Origin of the sequence: Streptomyces luomodiensis (assembly GCF_031679605.1) — a bacterium.
In the GTDB taxonomy this organism is placed as follows: domain Bacteria; phylum Actinomycetota; class Actinomycetes; order Streptomycetales; family Streptomycetaceae; genus Streptomyces; species Streptomyces luomodiensis.
The window spans coordinates 1473318-1490113 of record NZ_CP117522.1; the positions used below are offsets into that span (position 1 = coordinate 1473318).

Below are 16796 nucleotides of genomic sequence, written 5' to 3' on the forward strand. Positions count from 1 at the left end.
TCAGGCCGAGCATCGCTGACGGGCGGGCCAGGCCGGCATCGCGCTGACGGGCGGGCAGGCCAGCCACGCTGGGGGCGGGCCAGGCCATGGGTCAGGCCGCGCTGGTGGGTGTCCGGTCGCTGTGCAGCTGCCGCAGCCGCTCCAGCAGCTGCGGGTGGTGCAGCTCCGCGACGGGGGCCATTAGGTCCGGGTGGCGCAGCAGCGGCGCGGCCCGCCGGTCGTACGCGTCGGGCTCCGTGAGCCGCCGGAACTCCCTGGGGGACGCGGCGGCGTGCGGACAGTCGGCGAGCGCCGCCACGGCCTCACAGGCCAGGTCGGCGGAGGTGAGCAGGGCCGCCGCCCAGCTCGCCACGACCTCGTCCACCCAGGTGCGCCAGGCGCAGTCGGGGCCGCGGATCTCGTACGGCTCCGCGTCCACGAGCCAGTCCAGCCGGAAGGAGCCGCCCGGTCCGGCCAGGGCCACCAGGGCGGCGTCGGTGGGGGTCGGGTAGCGCAGCCAGGCGGCCACCGTCACGGCCTGTCGCGCCTGCGCCTCGGAGAGTGACGCGTTCATCGCCCCGTCGGCCGCCGGATAGGCCCTGACCAGCCACTGCGTGGTCGCCGTGATGACGGATGACAGGTCCAGGGACAAACGAAGCCGCTCCTCGCTACGACGGTGACGTCAGCACCGTACCCCCGGAACGGCGGTGTCCGACATGACGCAGATCACGGTGTGCGGCGGGGCGCTGTGGGCATGCCGGCCGCCGGGCCCGGCGCCACCGGGCCCCGGGCACCGCCGGTGCGCGCCGAACAGCGGCCGCCCGGCGGCCGCTTGGCGCATGGCCGGCCGGCGCTTGGCGGCCCGTGCGCCGGGTACCCGGCGGCCATGAACGCGCCAGGCCCCGCGGTCGGTGTGGTCATCGCCACGCGCGACCGCGCCGAGCGGCTCGCCATGACTCTGGCACACCTCACCGCCCTGCCGGAGCGGCCACCGGTCGTGGTCGTCGACAACGGCTCGACGGACCACACCAGGGCCATGGTCGCGGAGCGTTTCCCGCACGTGCGGGTCGTGGCGCACGCGGAGAACCGCGGGGCGCTCGCCCGCAACGACGGCGTACACGCCATCGGCACCCCCTACGTGGCCTTCAGCGACGACGACTCCTGGTGGGCGCCGGGGTCCCTGTCGGCGGCCGCGGATCTGCTGAACGCCCATCCACGGCTCGGACTGCTGGCGGCCCAGGTGCGGGTCGGCCCCGAGGAGCGGCCCGACCCGCTCAACGCCACGCTGGCCGCCTCCCCCGCCGGCCGGGCCGAGGACCTCCCCGGACCGGAGGTGTTCGGCTTCCTCGCCTGTGCGGCCGTGGTGCGCCGGGGCGCCTTCCTGGAGGCGGGCGGCTTCCATCCGCTGATCTTCTTCGGCGGGGAGGAGACCCTGCTCGCCTATGACCTCGCCGCGATGGGCTGGGGCGTCTCGTACTGCCCCGAGGTGGTCGCCCACCACCATCCGGCCCCCTCGCCGCGCGGGGACCGCGCCGCCGTGATGCGGCGCAACGAACTGATCGGCTGCTGGCTGCGCCGCCCGCTGCCGCTCGCCGCCCGGCGCACCGCCGGACTCCTCGCCGACGCCGGGAGGGACCCGGTGGCGCGGACCGCGCTGCGCGGGCTGCTCGCCCGGCTGCCGACCGCGCTGTGGCTGCGCCGGCCGCTGCCGCCGTGGGTCGAGGAGGCCGCCCGGCGGGTGGACGGGCAGCGGGCGGAGGGGTCCGGTACCGGGACAGCGGTCGGCACGCGGGAGGAGGGCCGTCCGCCATGGCCATGACGGATGACGTCGCCGCCGCAACGGCCGATGACCGCACGACGGTCGTCGTCATCACCCGCGACCGGCGGGCGGAGCTGCTGCACACCCTGGACCGGCTGGCCGAACTGCCCGAGCGGCCGCCCGTGATCGTCACCGACAACGGTTCCACGGACGGCACCGCCGAGGCGGTGGCCCGGCTCCACCCGCGCGTACGGCTGTTGCGCCCCGGCCGCAATCTCGGCGCCGTGGGCCGGAACGTCGCGGTACGCCAGGTGCGCACGCCCTACGTGGCCTTCTGCGACGACGACTCCTGGTGGGCGCCGGGGTCCCTGTCGGCGGCCGCGGATCTGCTGGACCGCCATCCGGGGCTGGCGTCGGTGACGGCCCGGATCCTCGTCGAGCCCCAGGGCACCGAGGACCCCATCGTGGCGGAGTTGCGCTCCTCGCCGGTGCCGGGCCCGCGGTGGCTGCCGGGCCCGGCGCTGGGGTCCGTCCTCGCCGCCGCGACCTGCCTGCGCACCGCGGCGTTCCGTGCCGTGGGCGGGTTCTCGCCCCGGCTGTGGCTCGGCGGGGAGGAGGAACTGCTCGCCGCCGATCTCGCGGCCCTTGGCTGGTGGATGGTGTTCGCACCGGAGCCGGTCATCCACCACGCGCCGTCGGTCGCCCGCGACGCCACGGCCCGGCGGGTGCGCGGGCTGCGGAACACGCTGTGGTTCACCTGGCAGCGCCGCCCACTGCCCTCCGCCGTACGCCGCACCCTGTTCCTGGCCCGCACAGTGCCCCGGGACCGGGCCAGCCTACGAGCCTTCGCCCAGGCCCTCGCGGGCCTCCCCGGCACCCTGGCTCGCCGGGCCGTGGTCCCCCCGAGGGTCGAGTACGGGCTGCGACTGCTGGACGAAACCCAACGAGCGTCGACGGCCCGGCGCTACGTGGGCTGACCTGGCGGCCACCGGCGCGACGGGGCTGACCCGCTGCCCCGGGGCCACGCGGGCTGGCCCGGCGGCCCGGGGTCACGTGGGCGGGTCCCGGGGCCCGGAGCTACGCAAGCCGACCCGGCGGCCCGGCACCACGCGAGCCGACCCCGTGGCCCGCCGCTCCGTGGGCTGCCCTGGGTCCGGCGGTACGGGGCTGACCCGCTGCCCCGGCGCCATGTGGGCTGGCCCGGCGGCGGCCCGGGGCTACGGGGGCTGGCCCGCTGCTCGGGGGGCACGTGGGCTGGCCCGGCGGCCCGGCGCGACGGGGGCCCGGGGCCCAGCACGACGTGGAGCCGACCCAGCGGCCCGGCGCTACGGGAGTCCCAGGGCCCGGCGGTACGTCGACCGGCCCAGCGGCCCAGCGTCACCTGAGCCGACCCGGCGACCCGGCGCTACGGGGGCCCTGTGGCCCGCCGCCACGTGAGCTGGCCCCGTGGCCTCCCACTCCATCGGCCGCCCCGGGGTCCGGCGGTACGTCGACCAACCCAGCGGCGCAGCACCACGTCAGCCGACCCAGCGACCACGCGCTACGCGGGCTGGCCCGGCGGTTCGCCGCCGCGTGAGCCGACCCAGTGGCGCAGCACCGTGTGAGCCGGTCCGGCCGGCAGGCGCTACGGGGGCTGGTTCGGTCGGGGGCCGGGGGGTCCGGCGCCGGTGAGGGTGGGCGGTCGGGGGTGGGGGGCGGGTTCGGGGAGTTGGGCCAGGGCTGCCAGGACCTCGGGCACCGTGATCCGCAGCAGCCGCTCGTCCGGGACGTCCCCATGGGCGTCCCCCGGGCGCGCGTGGTCGCCGTCCGGATGCCACAGCGCGCGGTGGAGCGCGCCGGGTGGTGGCCCCCACAGTCGGGGGCCCACCGGGCCGAACAGCACCACGGACGGGGTGCCCAGGGCGGTCGCCAGATGGGCCAGGCCGGTGTCGCCGACGACCACCGCCCGCGCCTGGGCGACCAGCGCGGCCAGTTCGGCGAACGGCGGGTCGGTGTGGCCGCCCAGCACGGCCGGCGCGGGCAGTCCGGCACACCGCGCCACGTCGTGGGCCCGCCCCGCCTCCCCCGCGCCCGCGGTGACGACGACCCGGTGCCCGGCGGCGCGCAGCGCGGCGCCTACGGCCGCGAACCGCTCGGCGGGCCACCGGCGCGCCGCCGCGTCCGCTCCGGGGTGGAGCACCACGGCGCCCGGGGCGGGCGAGGGGCGCACAGGTACGGGAAGGCGCAGGTCGTCGGGGTCGGCCGGGATGCCGTACCAGGACAGCAGACGGCACCAGCGGAGCCGTTCGTGCTCGTCCTCGCGCCACAGGGGCCCGGCGATCCGCGCCGGGGGGTGGGCGTAGGCCAGCAGCCGGGCGGGGCGCAGCCGGGACAGCGGGCGGTTGCTGGCCGGGCCGTTGCCGTGGAGGTCCACCGCGACATCCGGCGGCGGTCCGCTCCAGCCGATCCGGCCCGGGACGCCCCGGCCGGGGGCGGAGGCGGGGATCACCCGGTCGACGGCTCCGGTGGCGGCCGCGGCCGGGGCCTGCCGGGCGGGCGCGGCGAGCAGCAGCTCGTGGTCGGGATGGGCCCGCCGCAGCGCGCGCAGGGCGGGGACAGCGGTGAGCAGATCGCCGAGGCCCAGGGCGCGCAGGACCAGCAGCCGCGGGCGGTCGGCGGCGGGGCGGCCGCTCATCGGCGGGTACGCAAGGGTGGGGCGGCGGTCCGGCCGGAGCCGGGGTCGAGGGCGGGGCCGAGAGCGGCCCGGCGGGCGAGTTCGGTGGTGGAGCGCCCGTCGAGGTAGGGCAGGACGAGGGTCTGGCCGCCCCAGGCGCGCAGCACGGCCGCCTCGGGCAGGGCGTCCGCGCTGTAGTCGCCGCCCTTGACCCACACGTCCGGGCGCAGCCGCCGCAGCAGCCGCTCGGGGGTGTCCTCGTCGAAGACGGCGACGGCGTCCACACAGCCGAGTCCGGACAGGACGCGGACGCGGTCGGCCACCGGGGTGATGGGCCTGCCGGGCCCCTTGAGGCGGCCCACCGAGGCGTCGGAATTGACGCAGACGATGAGGCAGTCGCCGGTGCGGCGGGCGTTCTGGAGCAGCCCGACATGACCGGCGTGCAGCAGGTCGAAGCAGCCGCCGGTGGCGACGACCGTACCGCCCCGGGCGCGGACGGCCTCGGCCAGGGCGTAAGCGTCGGCGGGGCGGCGGGGCTCGGCGGGGCGGGTCCCCGGGCCGCCGGGGAGCTCCCACAGGGCGGGGTTCCCCGCGCCGCCCGCCGTGACGAACGCGGCCGCTTCGGCCACGGCGAGCTGCACCGCCTCCTCGGGGAGCCCGCCGTCGGCCAGCGCCCCGGCCGCGGTGGCGGCGAAGCAGTCCCCGGCGCCGCAGGGGTCGCCCTGGGCCCGGTGGGGCGCGGGCACGTACATGGGGCTGTCGCTGTGCGGGAGGGTGAGGATGGCGCCGCGCTCGCCGAGGGTCACAGCGACGGCGGCGGCCCGCCAGCGCTCGGCCAGACGGGCGCCCCGGCCGCCGTGCGCGTGCAGCGTGTCGGCCCCGCCGGACAGGGCGGGGCGGGCGGCGCCGAGCAGGGCGCGGGCCTCGGCGGCGCTGGGCGTGGCGAGCCGTGCGCCGGGCACGGGCTGCTCACCGCGCGGATGCGGGTCCCAGACCAGGGGGGCCCGGCGCGCGGCCGCGCCGAGTTGCTGCCGCAGCACGGTGGCCGTGCCGCGGCCGTAGTCGGCGACCAGGACGGCGCGGGCGTCCCGGAGCGCGGCGAGGGCGGCCGGGCCGGGGTTCCCGGGGGTGCCGCCGCCGCGGTCGACCCGGACGAGCGGACGGCCCCCGGCGCGGATGCGGGTCTTGACCGGCACGGTGCCCTCCAGCGGCAGCTCCACCAGCTCCAGACACGGTGCCAGCGCGTTCCGTACGGTCTGGCTCGCGGTGTCATCGCCCAGCGCCGTGACCAGGACGACCTCGCGGCCCTGGCGCGCGGCGAGCATGGCGACGAGTCCCGCTCCCCCGGGGCGGCTTCGGTCCACGGCCACATCGACGACGGGTGCCGGGGCGTCCGGCGCCAGGCGGGTGGCCTCGCCGTCGATGTCCTGGTCCAGCAGGACGTCTCCGACGACGACGAGCGGTCGCGGGGCGGTGGTCATGCTCACCTCCGATCAGAGGGGACGGATGCCCAGGAACGGATGCCCGGGGGGGAGGACGGATCTCAGGGCGGCGGATACGGCGCCACCACCCCGCCCCCGGACGCGGCCCCGTCCCCGTCCACCGATGCGGCCCCGTCCGGCAGCTCATCGCCGGGCACTCCGACCTCGTGGTCGAAGGACTCGCACAGCAGGTGCAGGGCGACCAGGTGCGACTCCTGGACGGTGGCGGTGGAGCCGGAGCCGATGCACAGGGCCTCGTCGGCGCGGAAGGCCAGCGGATTGGGGCGTGGGCCGGTCATGGCCCACACCCGCAGCCCTGCGGCCCGGCCGGTGTCGGCTGCGGCCAGCAGGTTGGGGCTGCGTCCGGAGGTGGACAGCAGCATCAGCACATCGCCCGGCCTGCCGTGCGCGGCCACCTGGCGGGCGTACAGCTCCTCGAAGCCGTAGTCGTTGCCGATGGCGGTGAGGGAGGAGGTGTCGGCGTGCAGGGCGATGGCCGAGTAGGCGGGACGCTCGCGCTGGTAGCGCCCGACGAGTTCGGCGGTGAGGTGCTGGGCCTGGGCGGCGCTGCCACCGTTGCCTCCGGCCAGCAGCCGGCCGCCGACGGGGAGGATGGCGGCGAGGTGACGGCCCCACTGGGCCACCTGCTCCAGGCCGCCTTCGCGCAGGGACACCAGGGCCTCTTGGAGCGACTGGCAGTGGGCGTGGGCCGCACGCAGCACGTCAGCCCTGGCCGCCCCCGTCCGGCCCTGGCCGGAGCCCAGCGCCTGAGGGCCGGAGTCAGACGGTCGGGAGTCAGAGCCAGACGCCCGAGAGCCGGACTCAGGCAATCGGGAGCCGGAGCCGGACGCCCGAGAATCGGAGCCAGGCGGCCGGGAGCCGGAGCCGAGCGACTGAGGGCCAGCGCCAGACGGCCAGGAACCAGAGCCAGACAGCCGAGGACCGGACCCAGACGCCCGAGAGCCGGACTCAGGCAGCCGGGAGCCGGAGCCAGACGGCCGAAAATCAGAGCCGGACCCAGACAGCCGGGGGCCAGAGCCAGACGGCCGAAAATCAGAGCCGGACCCAGACAGCCGGGGGCCAGGGCCGAGCGGCCGAGGACCGGACCCAGACGCCCGAGAGCCGGAGTCAGACGGCCGGGGACCGGAGCCAGACGGCTGGGGGCCGGAGCCGGACGGCCCAGAGCCGGACCCAGGCAGCCGGGGGCCAGGGCCGAGCGGCCGGGGGCCGGACCCAGACGGCTGGGGGCCGGAGCCGGACGGCCGGGGGCCGACGGCGGCTTCTTCTTCCTGGGGCTCAGGCCGCCCGTCGCGGGTGCTCATGCCGCCTCCGTCGTGACGGGTGCCGGGCGCAGGGCCAGGACGGCCAGGTAGGCGGCCTCGGTGGCGGCGGCCACTCGGTCCCAGCTGTAGCGGGTCAGCACCCGGCGGCGGCCCGCCACGCCGCATGCCGCGCGCGTCGCGGGGCGGGCGAGCAGGGTGGCGGCGGCGTCGGCGAGGGCGACCGGGTCGCGGGGCGGGACGAGTCGGCCGGTGCCGGGGTCGGCGACGGTGTCGCGCTGGCCGCCGACGGCGGAGGCGACGACGGGCGTTCCGCAGCTCATGGCCTCCAGGGGGACGATCCCGAAGGGCTCGTAGTCGGCGGGGCACAGCACCAGGTCGGCGGCGCGCAGCAGGTCGGGGATCCGTTCCGGGGGCAGTCCGCCGATGAGGCGGACCCGGTCGGCCACGCCCATGCGATCGGCGAGCCGGCGTAGCCGCCGCGCCTCGGGGTCGCCGTTCAGCTGGGCGGAGGGCGGCCCTCCGGCGATGACGAGTTCGGCGTCCGGCAGCAGGGTGAGCGCGGCGATGGAGACGGCGGCCCCCTTGCGCGGTACGAGCCGCCCGATCTGCGCCAGCAGGGCCCGGCGGGCCGGGCGGGGCGCCGTCGGGCCGGTGGGGGTGAACAGGCGCGGGTCGACACCGCAGGGCACCACGGTGATCCGGGCGGGGTCCAGGCCCATGGCGGCCAGTTCGCCGACCTCGTCACGGCAGGTGGCGACGATCCGGTCGCAGCCCTCGCCGACGGCCGTCTCCCAGGCGATGCGGTCCGGCGGGCTGGTGTCGGCGTCCGGCTGGTGGCGTCGCTTGACGGTGCCGAGCGCGTGGTAGGTGTGCGCGAGCGGCAGGCCGAGGGCGCGGGCGGCCTGGAGCGAGGCGACGCCGGACATCCAGAAGTGGGAGTGCACCAGGTCGGGTGGCGCGTCGGCCCATTCACGTGCCAGATACGCGCCGAACCGTGGCATGTACGGCAGGAGGTCGTCCTTGGGCAGCTGCCGGGCGGGCCCCGCGGGCACGTGCCGCACCTCGACGCCCGTGCGCAGGGGGACGCTCGGCGGCAGGTCGGGGGCGTCGCGGCGGGTGTAGACCCGGACGCGGTGGCCGCGGTCGGCGAGGGCCCCCGCGAGCCGGGCGACATGCACGTTCTGGCCGCCGGCGTCCACTCCGCCGAGCACGGCGAGCGGGCTGGCGTGCTCGGAGACGAGCGCGATGTCCAGTGGCTCGGTCAGCTCGGTCGAATCGGTCAGCTCAGTCGGCTCGGTCAGCTCAGTCGGCTCAGTCGATTCGGTCGGCTCGGTCGGTCCATGGCGCGGAGTCATCGGGTCACCTCCTCCATCAGCCGCTCCCAGTCGTCGAGGAAGCGTTTGAGTCCGTAGGCGTCGAGGGCCGCCCGGCGGGCCCGCGCCCCGTCCTCGGCGGCGGCGTCGGGGTCGGCGAGGTAGCCGCGTGCCGCGCGGGCGAGGACGTCGGGGCGGGTGGAGAGCACCCCGGCCCCGGCCGGGACCGCCTCGACGGCTTCGGTGGTGGCCAGGGCGACGACGGGCATGCCCAGGTGCATGGCCTCCAGGAGGGAGAGTCCGAGCGAGGTCCAGCGCACGGGGTGCAGATACAGCCGGCGCCGGGCCATCGCGGTGTGCAGTTCGGCCTGGGGCAGGTCGTGGGCGCGGCAGCGGTCGGCGGGCAGGCCGAGGTGGCGGGCGAGTCCTTCGGTGCGCATGCCGTAGACGTCGAGCGGGGCGGCCTCGCTGAGGGCGGGCAGCAGGTCGGTGCCGGTGTGTCGGCCGCGCCGGACCGGTTCGTTGACGACGACGGCGGCGCGGGCCAGCTCCCCGGTGTAGCGGTGCCCGGGGTCGACGATGCCGTGCTCGACGACGGCGGTGGGGGCGCGGCCGCTGTCCCAGAAGAGCCGGTTGAAGTGGGTGACGTGGACCAGGGTGAGGTCGTCGCGGTCGGCGCAGGGGTGGCGGGTGCCGGGGACGTCGTGGTCCGGGGCGTTGTGCTCCAGGTAGACGGCGGGCACCTCGCGGCCGGGGCGCCGGCCGCCGAGCCAGCGCGCGGCCAGCTCCGCCTCGTGGGGGCGCTGGAGGACGATCAGGTCCACGGGGGTCTTCCGCAGCTCGCGCGGGGTGATCTCGGTGACCGTGTCGGGCCAGGGGTAGGTGCGGGCCCGGCCGCGGCCGTCCGGGCCGCGGCCGGGGAGGACGGGGACCAGGTAGTGGTGCGGGCCCTGGACGAAGGCCGTGGTCCAGGAGCCGTGCACATGCCACAGGAGGATGTTCATCTGGCCTCCGGAGGGTCGTCGGCCCGGCCGGGCGCCAGCAGCGCGGCCACGGCGGTGAGCACCTCGGTGTCGGGGACGGAGTCCAGGCAGGGGTGGCCCGGTACCGGGCAGACCCGGGCGCGGCTGCCCGCGCACACCGCGTCCTGGCGGCCCAGCAGCCGGTGCGGCACGCGGTAGGGGGCCCAGCGTTCGGCGGGGACGACGGGGGCGAAGAGGCAGACCACCGGGGTGCCGACGGCGGCGGCCAGGTGGGAGGGCCCGGTGTTGCCGGTGACCACCACGGCGGCGCCCGCGAGGACCCCGGCGAGTTCGGGGAAGGAGGTGCGGCCGCCGAGGTCGAGGGCGATGCCGTCGGCGATGCCGGCCGTCAGTTCCTTCTCGGCAGGGCCGCCGGTGACCACCACGCGGTGGCCCGCCTCCTCCAGCGCGGCCACCGCCTGGGCGGCCCGGCCGGGGCTCCAGGCGCGGGCGGGCACGGCGGCGCCGGGGTGGACCACGACATAGGGGTCGGTGCCGGTGAGCGGGGCCGTGTCGGGGAGCGCGGTGAGGGCCAGCGCGCCGTCGTCGCCGGGCGGGAGGGCGAACCCGGACGCCTCGGCCAGGTCGAGCGCGGCCCGCGCCTCGTGGCGGTGCGGCGCGCGCCGGTGGCGCAGGTCCAGCAGGGTGCCGGGGTAGTGCTCGCTGTCGGCGGCGGTGAAGGGGATGCCGGCGAGCTTGAGCAGCAGGGCGGCGGGCAGCGGGCTCTGGTGGTACGAGGAGAGGATCAGGGCGCGGTCGAAGCGGCGTACGGCCAGGCAGTCCACGAGGGCGTCGATGAGCTCACGGCGCACCGGCGGGGCCTCGAAGCCCACCCAGGGCGCGTCGTGGACCAGCACCTCGTCGACGCCGGGCAGCATCCGGGCGGCGGGTTCGCCCAGCGGCCCGCACAGCATCGCGGTGTACGCCGACCCGGCGGCGACCGCGCGTACGGCGGGGCCGGCCAGCAGCACGTCTCCCGCGCTGTCGAGCCGTACGACGAGGGTGCGCGGCCCCGTGCGGCGCGGCCTCAAGGGTCGCCCTCCGGCCGGGCCGTGAGCCGCCGTACCGCCGTCAGCAGGTCCGGTGCGGTGCGTGCGGCGGCGGCGGTCTCCTCAGGGCGGGTCACGTCGTTGGGGACGAGCACCCCGTCGGCGCCCTCCGGCCGGGCCGTGAGCCGTCGTACCGCCGTCAGCAGGTCCGGTGCGGTGCGTGCGGCGGCGGCGGTCTCCTCGGGGCGGGTCATGTCGTTGGGGACGAGCACCCCGTGGGCGCCCGCCGCCCGCGCCGCCGCCAGGTCCGCGCCGATGTCGCCGAGGACGGCGGCCCGGCGCGGATCGGTGCCGAGCGCCGCGCAGGCGGCGCGGATCAGCCCGGGGGCGGGTTTGCGGCACGCGCAGCCGTCGCCGGGGCCGTGGGGGCATACGGCCCACAGGTCGAAGGGGCCGAGCAGTTCCTCGACCCGGCGCCGTACGGCCTCGACCGCGCCGAGGGTGAGCAGACCGCGGGCGACGCCCGACTGGTTGGTGACCACCGCGACCGGGATGCCCCGCTCCCGTACCGCGTCGACCGCGGCCCTGGCGTGCGGCATCGGCCGCACCCGGCCGGGGTCGCCGTTGTACGGGACGTCCCTGATCAGGGTGCCGTCCCGGTCGAAGAGCACCGCGCCGGGGAGCCCCCGGCGCACGGGCGCGCGGGCGGGGCCGCGCCGCGCCGGCGGGGCGAACAGCCAGGGCCCCGCACCGGGGACGGAAGGGGCTTTCAGGGCGTATCGGGCAAACACGGGCGTCGAGTAGCCCGAACACTCAATCACCAAACGCGACAGGGCGCTACACATGCCACAGGTCCCTGGCCCGCACCGTCCCAAGCCGCCGTGACACGGCGGCCGAGCGGTGCCGCACCAGCCCGGCCAGCCAGTGGCCGGTGGCCACGGCCGGGATGACCGCGCTGGTCAGGGCCATTGTGGTGATCTCGTCCCGGGTGCGCGGGCCCGGCCGGATGCGGGCCAGGGCGAATTCGGCGGTGCCCGCCAGCCACAGCGCCGCCCCCACCGCGGCCGGCCGCCGCCGGCCCGCCACGGTGCCGACGAGGGCGGCGGCACCGGCCGCCGCGATGGCCACATGGCGCGGCAGCCGGCCGCGCGGCGCGCCCGCCCTCGCCCACCAGTCGCGTCCGTGGATCCTGGTCATCAGCACGTCGTCCGCGTTGCCGGCCTGGGTGCGCACCGACACCCAGCGGTCGGCCGGGCGCACCGGATGGACCGTGCGGCGCGATCCCACCTCCAGCCGCCAGCCGGCGGCCATGATGCGCAGCGCCAGGTCGGCGTCCTCCCGGAAGGCGCGCGGAAACCGCTCGTCGAAGCCGCCGACCGACTCCAGGGCGGCCCGCCGGTACGCCATGTCGGCGGTGATCCAGCGGGCGGCGGCGAGCCCCGCGGTGGTGCGCTCCCAGTCCGTGGGCCGGCGGCCGGGCGGCAGCGGAACGGTGATCCGCGCCTGGACCCCCGCGGTGCCGGGGCCCGCCGCCGCCAGATCGGCGGCGAGGTCGTCGGCCCAGGTGGGGCCGGGGACGACATCGTCGTCGAGGAAGACGGTCCAGGGCTCGGGGGCGGCCCGGCGGCCGATGTTGCGCGCGGCGGCGGGGCCGGCGGCGCAGCCGGGCACGATCTCCACCAGGGGGGCGAGTTCGGCGGGGATGTCGGCGGGCAGCGGGGTGCAGTCCTCCAGCGGACGGTCGTCGACCAGGACGATCCGCCGGGGCGCGGGGCCCTTGGTGTCGGCGAGCGCCCTCAGGGCCACGGAGAGACTGGGGCGGCCCAGCGTCGGGATGACCACGGCGTACTCGGGTGCGTCCGTCCGCTCTCCGGCTTCCGTCATGTCCGGCTCCTCCCTCGTCGCGACGGGCCGTCGGCCGCCTCGTGACGGGCCGTCGGCGCTTCTCGTCGTCAGATCGCCTCGTGCGCGGCCGTGTCCGGACGGCCGCCCGCGAAGAAGGCGCCGCGGCGGATCACGAACGGGCCGATCGCCAGCAGGTCGACGGGGGCCGAGCCGAAGCACTCCAGCGCGTCCCGCGGGTCGTCGACCATGGGCCGGCCGGAGGTGTTGAGGCTGGTGTTGACGACCACGGGCAGCCCGGTGCGCCGTTCGAACGCGCTCAGCAGGCGGGCCACCAACGGTTCCGCGGCCGGGTCGACGGTCTGGATCCGGGCCGTGCCGTCCACGTGCACCACGGCCGGGATGCGGTCCCGCCAGTCCGGCGCGACCTGGTGCACGAAGAGCATGTACGGGCTGGGCAGGGGGCCGTCGAAGATCTCGGCCGCGCGCCCGGCGAGCACCATCGGGGCGACCGGCCGGAACTGCTCCCGCCCCTTGACGTCGTTGAGCCGCTCGAGGTTGCCGGAGCGGCCGGGGTGGGCGAGCAGCGAGCGGTGGCCCAGCGCCCGGGGCCCGTATTCGGAGCGCCCCTGGAACCAGGCCACGATCGCGTCCCGGGCGAGCGCCTCGGCCACCGTCTCGGCGACGTCGGCCGGGCGTTCGAAGGGCACGGCGGCCGTCTTCAGCCAGGCTTCCAGTTCGGCGTCCGACCAGCGGCGCCCGAGGTCGGCGCCGGCCATCGGCGCGGGCCGGTCGCCGCCGAGCGCGCCGAGGTAGAGGGCGCCGCCGAGCGCGGTGCCCGCGTCCCCGGCGGCGGGCTGCACCCAGACCCGGTCGAACGGGCCCTCGCGGGCGATGCGGGAGTTGGCCACGCAGTTGAGCGCCACTCCCCCGGCCAGGGTCAGCGTCCGGTCATGGGTACGTCCGTGCAGCCAGCGGACCAGGTCCAGCAGCGTCTCCTCCAGGCACGCCTGGGCGCTGGCGGCCAGGTCGGCGTGCGGCCGCGACCACGCCTGGCCGGGGCGCAGCGCGGGGCACAGCTCCGCCCAGGGCACCCCGGTGGCGTGGAAACCGCCGTCGCCGGTGGCGTACACGTACCGGCGCAGGGCGCCGAGCATCCGCGGGGTGCCGTAGGAGGCGAGGGCCATCACCTTGTACTCGTCGCTGGAGCGCAGGAAGCCCAGGTGTTCGGTGAGCTCTTCGTAGACCAGCCCCAGGGAGTGCGGCAGCCGCTGGCCGTGCAGCGGTTCGAGCCGATCGCCGGTGCGCCGCGCCGCGAGGTGGGAGGTGGCCTCACCGCGGCCGTCCAGGACGAGGACGGAGCTGGGATCGGCGCCGGGCGCGGCGAGCGCGGTGGAGGCGGCGTGGGCCAGGTGGTGGGGGACGAACCGCACGGCGTCGGGGTCCAGGCCGGGCAGGGCGGTACGCAGGAAGCCGGGGGCCTGGCGGGCGTAGGTGATCCGCAGCCGGTCCCAGGGGTCGTCCAGGCCCATGGCCTCGGCGGGGCGGGCGAGGGAGGGGTCGAAGGAGTAGGCGACGGCGTCCAGGTCCTCGGGGCGCAGCCCCGCCTGTGCCAGGCACCAGGCGGCCGACTTCTCCGGGAGCTCCCAGGCGGAGAAGGGCACCGGCCGCTTGCCGTGTTTGCGCCGGGAGAACCGCTCCTCCTCGGCGGCGGCGACGGTGCGGCCGTCGATGACCAGGGCGGCGGCCGGGTCGTGGAAGAGGGCGTTGATGCCGAGGATGCGCATGGGCGTGACCTTTCGGCGGCCCGGGGCCGCGGCGAAGGGGCGGCCGGGACCGGCGGGGGTGTGGGGGCCGGGGGATCAGGCGGCCTGGTGCCGGAACCAGTCGATGGTGCGGATCAGCCCCTCGTCGGCGGGGACGACCGGCGTCCACTGGAGCTTGCCGCGGGCGAGGGTGATGTCCGGGCAGCGCACGGCGGGGTCGTCGGCGGGGCGGTCGATGTACTCGACGGTGGAGCGGGACCCGGCCAGCTGGATGATCTTCTGGGCGAGGTCCAGCATGGTGATCTCGTCCGCGTTGCCGATGTTGACCGGTCCGAGGAGGTCGGACCCGGCCATGGCGAGGATGCCCCGCACGGTGTCGTCGATGTAGGCGAGCGAGCGGGTCTGGGTGCCGTCGCCGGTGACCGTGAGGGGTTCCCCGGCCAGCGCCTGCCGGATGAAGGTGGGCACGGCCCGTCCGTCGTGTCCGCGCATCCGCGGGCCGTAGGTGTTGAACAGCCGCACGATGCCGGTGTCCGTGCCGTTGGCGCCGGCCTCGGCGGTGGTCAGGGCCTCGCCGAAGCGCTTGGCCTCGTCGTAGACGCTGCGCGGTCCGACCGGGTTGACATGGCCCCAGTAGCGCTCGTTCTGCGGATGCTGCTGCGGATCGCCGTACGCCTCGGAGGTGGAGGCCAGGAGGAAGCGCGCGTCGTGGCGCCGGGCGAGGGCCAGGGCGTTGCGGGTGCCGAGGCTGCCCGTCTCCAGGGTGTGCAGCGGCAGCCGCAGATAGTCGGCGGGCGAGGCGGGGGACGCGAAGTGCAGCACCAGGTCGGCGGGCCGCTTCACCTCGAACGGCTTGGTGACGTCGGCGTGCAGCAGGGTGAAACCGGGCCGGTCCATGAGGTGGGCGACGTTGTCCGGGTTGCCGGTGCAGAAGTCGTCCACACAGGTCACGGCCGCGCCCTGGTCGAGCAGCGCCGTGCACAGATGCGAACCGACGAACCCGGCGCCACCGGTGACCACGGCGTGCGCCCAGGTGCGGACGGGGACGACGGAGTCGAAACGCTCCATGGCCATTCCCTTCCTTCGCGCATGGGGGCCTTCCCCCAGTACCCGCGGCAAAAGAAGGCAATCAGGGCATATCTGGCGGTCAACCGATGGGGGAAAGATCCTCGGAGTGCACCGGCCCGGCGGCGCGGGCCGCCGCCGCGGGTTCCACGGGAACGACATCGCCGGGCCGCGCCGAGACGCGGCGGGCGGCGGCGCGCCGGGCGTGCACCAGCGCGCCCGCACCGATCACTGCCGCGATGACCAGCCCGCCGGTCACCAGGGCGCCGCGCGGCCCCGCCCACTCCATGAGCAGCCCCAGCAGGGGCGGACCGGCCAGGCCCCAGGCCGTCTGCGCGGTACGCCAGACGCCCAGCACCCGGCCGCGCATCCCGGGCGGCGGATCGGTCTGGAGCACCGTGGCGCCGGCCGTGTCGGAGACCGACTCGGCCACCGCCATCGGGGCGACCAGCACCAGCAGCGGAAGCAGCCCCGGCGACAGCCCGGCCACCGCCTGGAGCAGCGCACCGGCGGCGGCGAGCGCGCCGACCAGCCGTACGGACGGCCGCTGCATCCGTCCCGCCAGGACCGCGCCCGCGATACCGCCCACGGCCAGCATGGTCGCGACGGTTCCGAAGTCCTGGGAGCTCCCGGCCAGCGGACCGGTGACCAGCACCGCGAGCGTCAGCCCGTAGTTCCGCCCGAAGACGGCGCTCACCGCCGTGATCACGGTGAGGGCGACCAGCCGCGGCCGCCCCATGAAGAAGGCCAGCCCGTCCCGGGCGCCGGCACCGGAGAACCGCTCCCGTCGCGGGGCGGGCGGGTCCGGGGTGGTGGTGGCCCCGCCCCCGTAGGGGCGCAGGAAGGGGATGACGGCCGTCACGCACAGGAACGACAGCCCGTTGGCGGCGTAGGCGGCCGCGGTGCCGAGCGCGCCCACCGCGACACCCGCGCAGGCCACGCCGATGAGCCGGCCGGCGCTGCTGACCACGGAGCCCAGGGCGATCGCCGAAGGGACGTCGGAGGGGGGCACCAGATCGTTGCCGAGCAGGGCGCAGGCGGGTGCGTCCACGGTGGCGACCAGGCCGGTCACCGCGGCGAGGACCATCAGCGAGACCACGTTGAGCAGGTCGAACGCGACCAGCGCGGCCGTGACGAAGGCGACGAGGCCCAGCACCGCCTGGCTGACGGCCGCGGTCAGCTTGCGCGGCCAGGCATCCACCACCGCCCCTCCGAGCAGCCCCATGAGCAGCCCGGGGGCGGCCTGCACGGCCAGGGAGACCCCGGTGGTGGCGGCGGAGCCGGTGATGTGCAGCACCAGCAGGTTCTGCACGGTCAGCTGCATCCAGGTGCCCACGTTGGACACCAGGTTCGCCGCCGACCACCACCGCATGCCGCGATGGCGCAGACTGCGCCACGGCGTGCGCGTGCCCCGCTCCGGGGAGCGGGGCCTGGGTATGAGGGGCGGCAGGCAGGAGGAAGTCATCGCGGGGTCACGCCGGATTTCCGGGTACGGGGCACGGGCAAGGGCCCTGTCCGGGGCCCGGCCGACAGCGGGCGAGCTGCCGCTCGTCGGCGACCGTCCATGCTCACAGACGGCCCCGGAATCCCCGTAACCGGACCGGGGTGGGTTTCCTCACATACCGGATATTCCCTGGTCAGAGC

14 protein-coding genes are annotated in these 16796 nt (G+C 76.9%); 2 read left to right on the plus strand and 12 right to left on the minus strand.

What is annotated here, in order from left to right; all coding sequences use genetic code 11:
• Nucleotides 1-91: 91 nt before the first annotated feature.
• Nucleotides 92-631 (minus strand): hypothetical protein, encoded by a 540-nt coding sequence (locus PS467_RS06115; RefSeq protein ID WP_268970449.1) that lies wholly within the window; start codon nucleotides 629-631, stop codon nucleotides 92-94.
• 234 nt (nucleotides 632-865) lie between these two features.
• On the opposite strand from PS467_RS06115, the gene PS467_RS06120 reads away from it, so the two are divergent.
• Nucleotides 866-1798, plus strand: a complete 933-nt coding sequence (locus tag PS467_RS06120) for a glycosyltransferase family 2 protein (protein ID WP_311034351.1) — start codon at nucleotides 866-868, stop codon at nucleotides 1796-1798.
• The gene (locus PS467_RS06125) at nucleotides 1789-2715 is read left to right on the plus strand and encodes a glycosyltransferase family 2 protein (protein ID WP_268970451.1); all 927 of its coding nucleotides are present in this window, start codon (nucleotides 1789-1791) and stop codon (nucleotides 2713-2715) included. The genes PS467_RS06120 and PS467_RS06125 overlap by 10 nt, the downstream gene beginning before the upstream one ends.
• A gap of 647 nt (nucleotides 2716-3362) precedes the next feature.
• Here PS467_RS06125 and PS467_RS06130 read toward each other — a convergent pair.
• From PS467_RS06130 to PS467_RS06180, 11 genes are all read right to left on the minus strand, one after another.
• The gene (locus PS467_RS06130) at nucleotides 3363-4412 is read right to left on the minus strand and encodes a glycosyltransferase family 9 protein (protein WP_311034352.1); all 1050 of its coding nucleotides are present in this window, start codon (nucleotides 4410-4412) and stop codon (nucleotides 3363-3365) included.
• Nucleotides 4409-5872 (minus strand): D-glycero-beta-D-manno-heptose 1-phosphate adenylyltransferase, encoded by a 1464-nt coding sequence (gene rfaE2, locus PS467_RS06135; RefSeq protein WP_311034353.1) that lies wholly within the window; start codon nucleotides 5870-5872, stop codon nucleotides 4409-4411. Before rfaE2 ends, PS467_RS06130 begins: the two co-directional genes overlap by 4 nt.
• A gap of 62 nt (nucleotides 5873-5934) precedes the next feature.
• The gene (locus tag PS467_RS06140; protein ID WP_311034354.1) at nucleotides 5935-6594 is read right to left on the minus strand and encodes a D-sedoheptulose-7-phosphate isomerase; all 660 of its coding nucleotides are present in this window, start codon (nucleotides 6592-6594) and stop codon (nucleotides 5935-5937) included.
• Nucleotides 6595-7190: 596 nt separating this feature from the next.
• Nucleotides 7191-8510, minus strand: a complete 1320-nt coding sequence (locus PS467_RS06145) for a glycosyltransferase (RefSeq protein WP_311034355.1) — start codon at nucleotides 8508-8510, stop codon at nucleotides 7191-7193.
• Nucleotides 8507-9472, minus strand: a complete 966-nt coding sequence (locus PS467_RS06150) for a glycosyltransferase (protein ID WP_268970455.1) — start codon at nucleotides 9470-9472, stop codon at nucleotides 8507-8509. Before PS467_RS06150 ends, PS467_RS06145 begins: the two co-directional genes overlap by 4 nt.
• A complete protein-coding gene (locus PS467_RS06155; protein ID WP_311034356.1) occupies nucleotides 9469-10521 on the minus strand; it encodes a glycosyltransferase family 9 protein in 1053 nt (350 codons plus the stop codon). Before PS467_RS06155 ends, PS467_RS06150 begins: the two co-directional genes overlap by 4 nt.
• Entirely contained in the window at nucleotides 10518-11270 is a 753-nt protein-coding gene (locus tag PS467_RS06160) for a D-glycero-alpha-D-manno-heptose-1,7-bisphosphate 7-phosphatase (RefSeq protein WP_432280543.1), read from the minus strand. Before PS467_RS06160 ends, PS467_RS06155 begins: the two co-directional genes overlap by 4 nt.
• A 46-nt stretch (nucleotides 11271-11316) precedes the next feature.
• Nucleotides 11317-12363 (minus strand): glycosyltransferase family 2 protein, encoded by a 1047-nt coding sequence (locus PS467_RS06165; protein ID WP_311034357.1) that lies wholly within the window; start codon nucleotides 12361-12363, stop codon nucleotides 11317-11319.
• A 68-nt stretch (nucleotides 12364-12431) separates the two neighbouring features.
• Nucleotides 12432-14108 (minus strand): carbamoyltransferase family protein, encoded by a 1677-nt coding sequence (locus PS467_RS06170; RefSeq protein ID WP_311034358.1) that lies wholly within the window; start codon nucleotides 14106-14108, stop codon nucleotides 12432-12434.
• Between the two features lie 75 nt (nucleotides 14109-14183).
• Nucleotides 14184-15155 (minus strand): NAD-dependent epimerase/dehydratase family protein, encoded by a 972-nt coding sequence (locus PS467_RS06175; RefSeq protein WP_311034359.1) that lies wholly within the window; start codon nucleotides 15153-15155, stop codon nucleotides 14184-14186.
• A 79-nt stretch (nucleotides 15156-15234) separates the two neighbouring features.
• Nucleotides 15235-16524, minus strand: a complete 1290-nt coding sequence (locus PS467_RS06180) for an MFS transporter (protein WP_432280544.1) — start codon at nucleotides 16522-16524, stop codon at nucleotides 15235-15237.
• Nucleotides 16525-16796 lie beyond the last annotated feature (272 nt).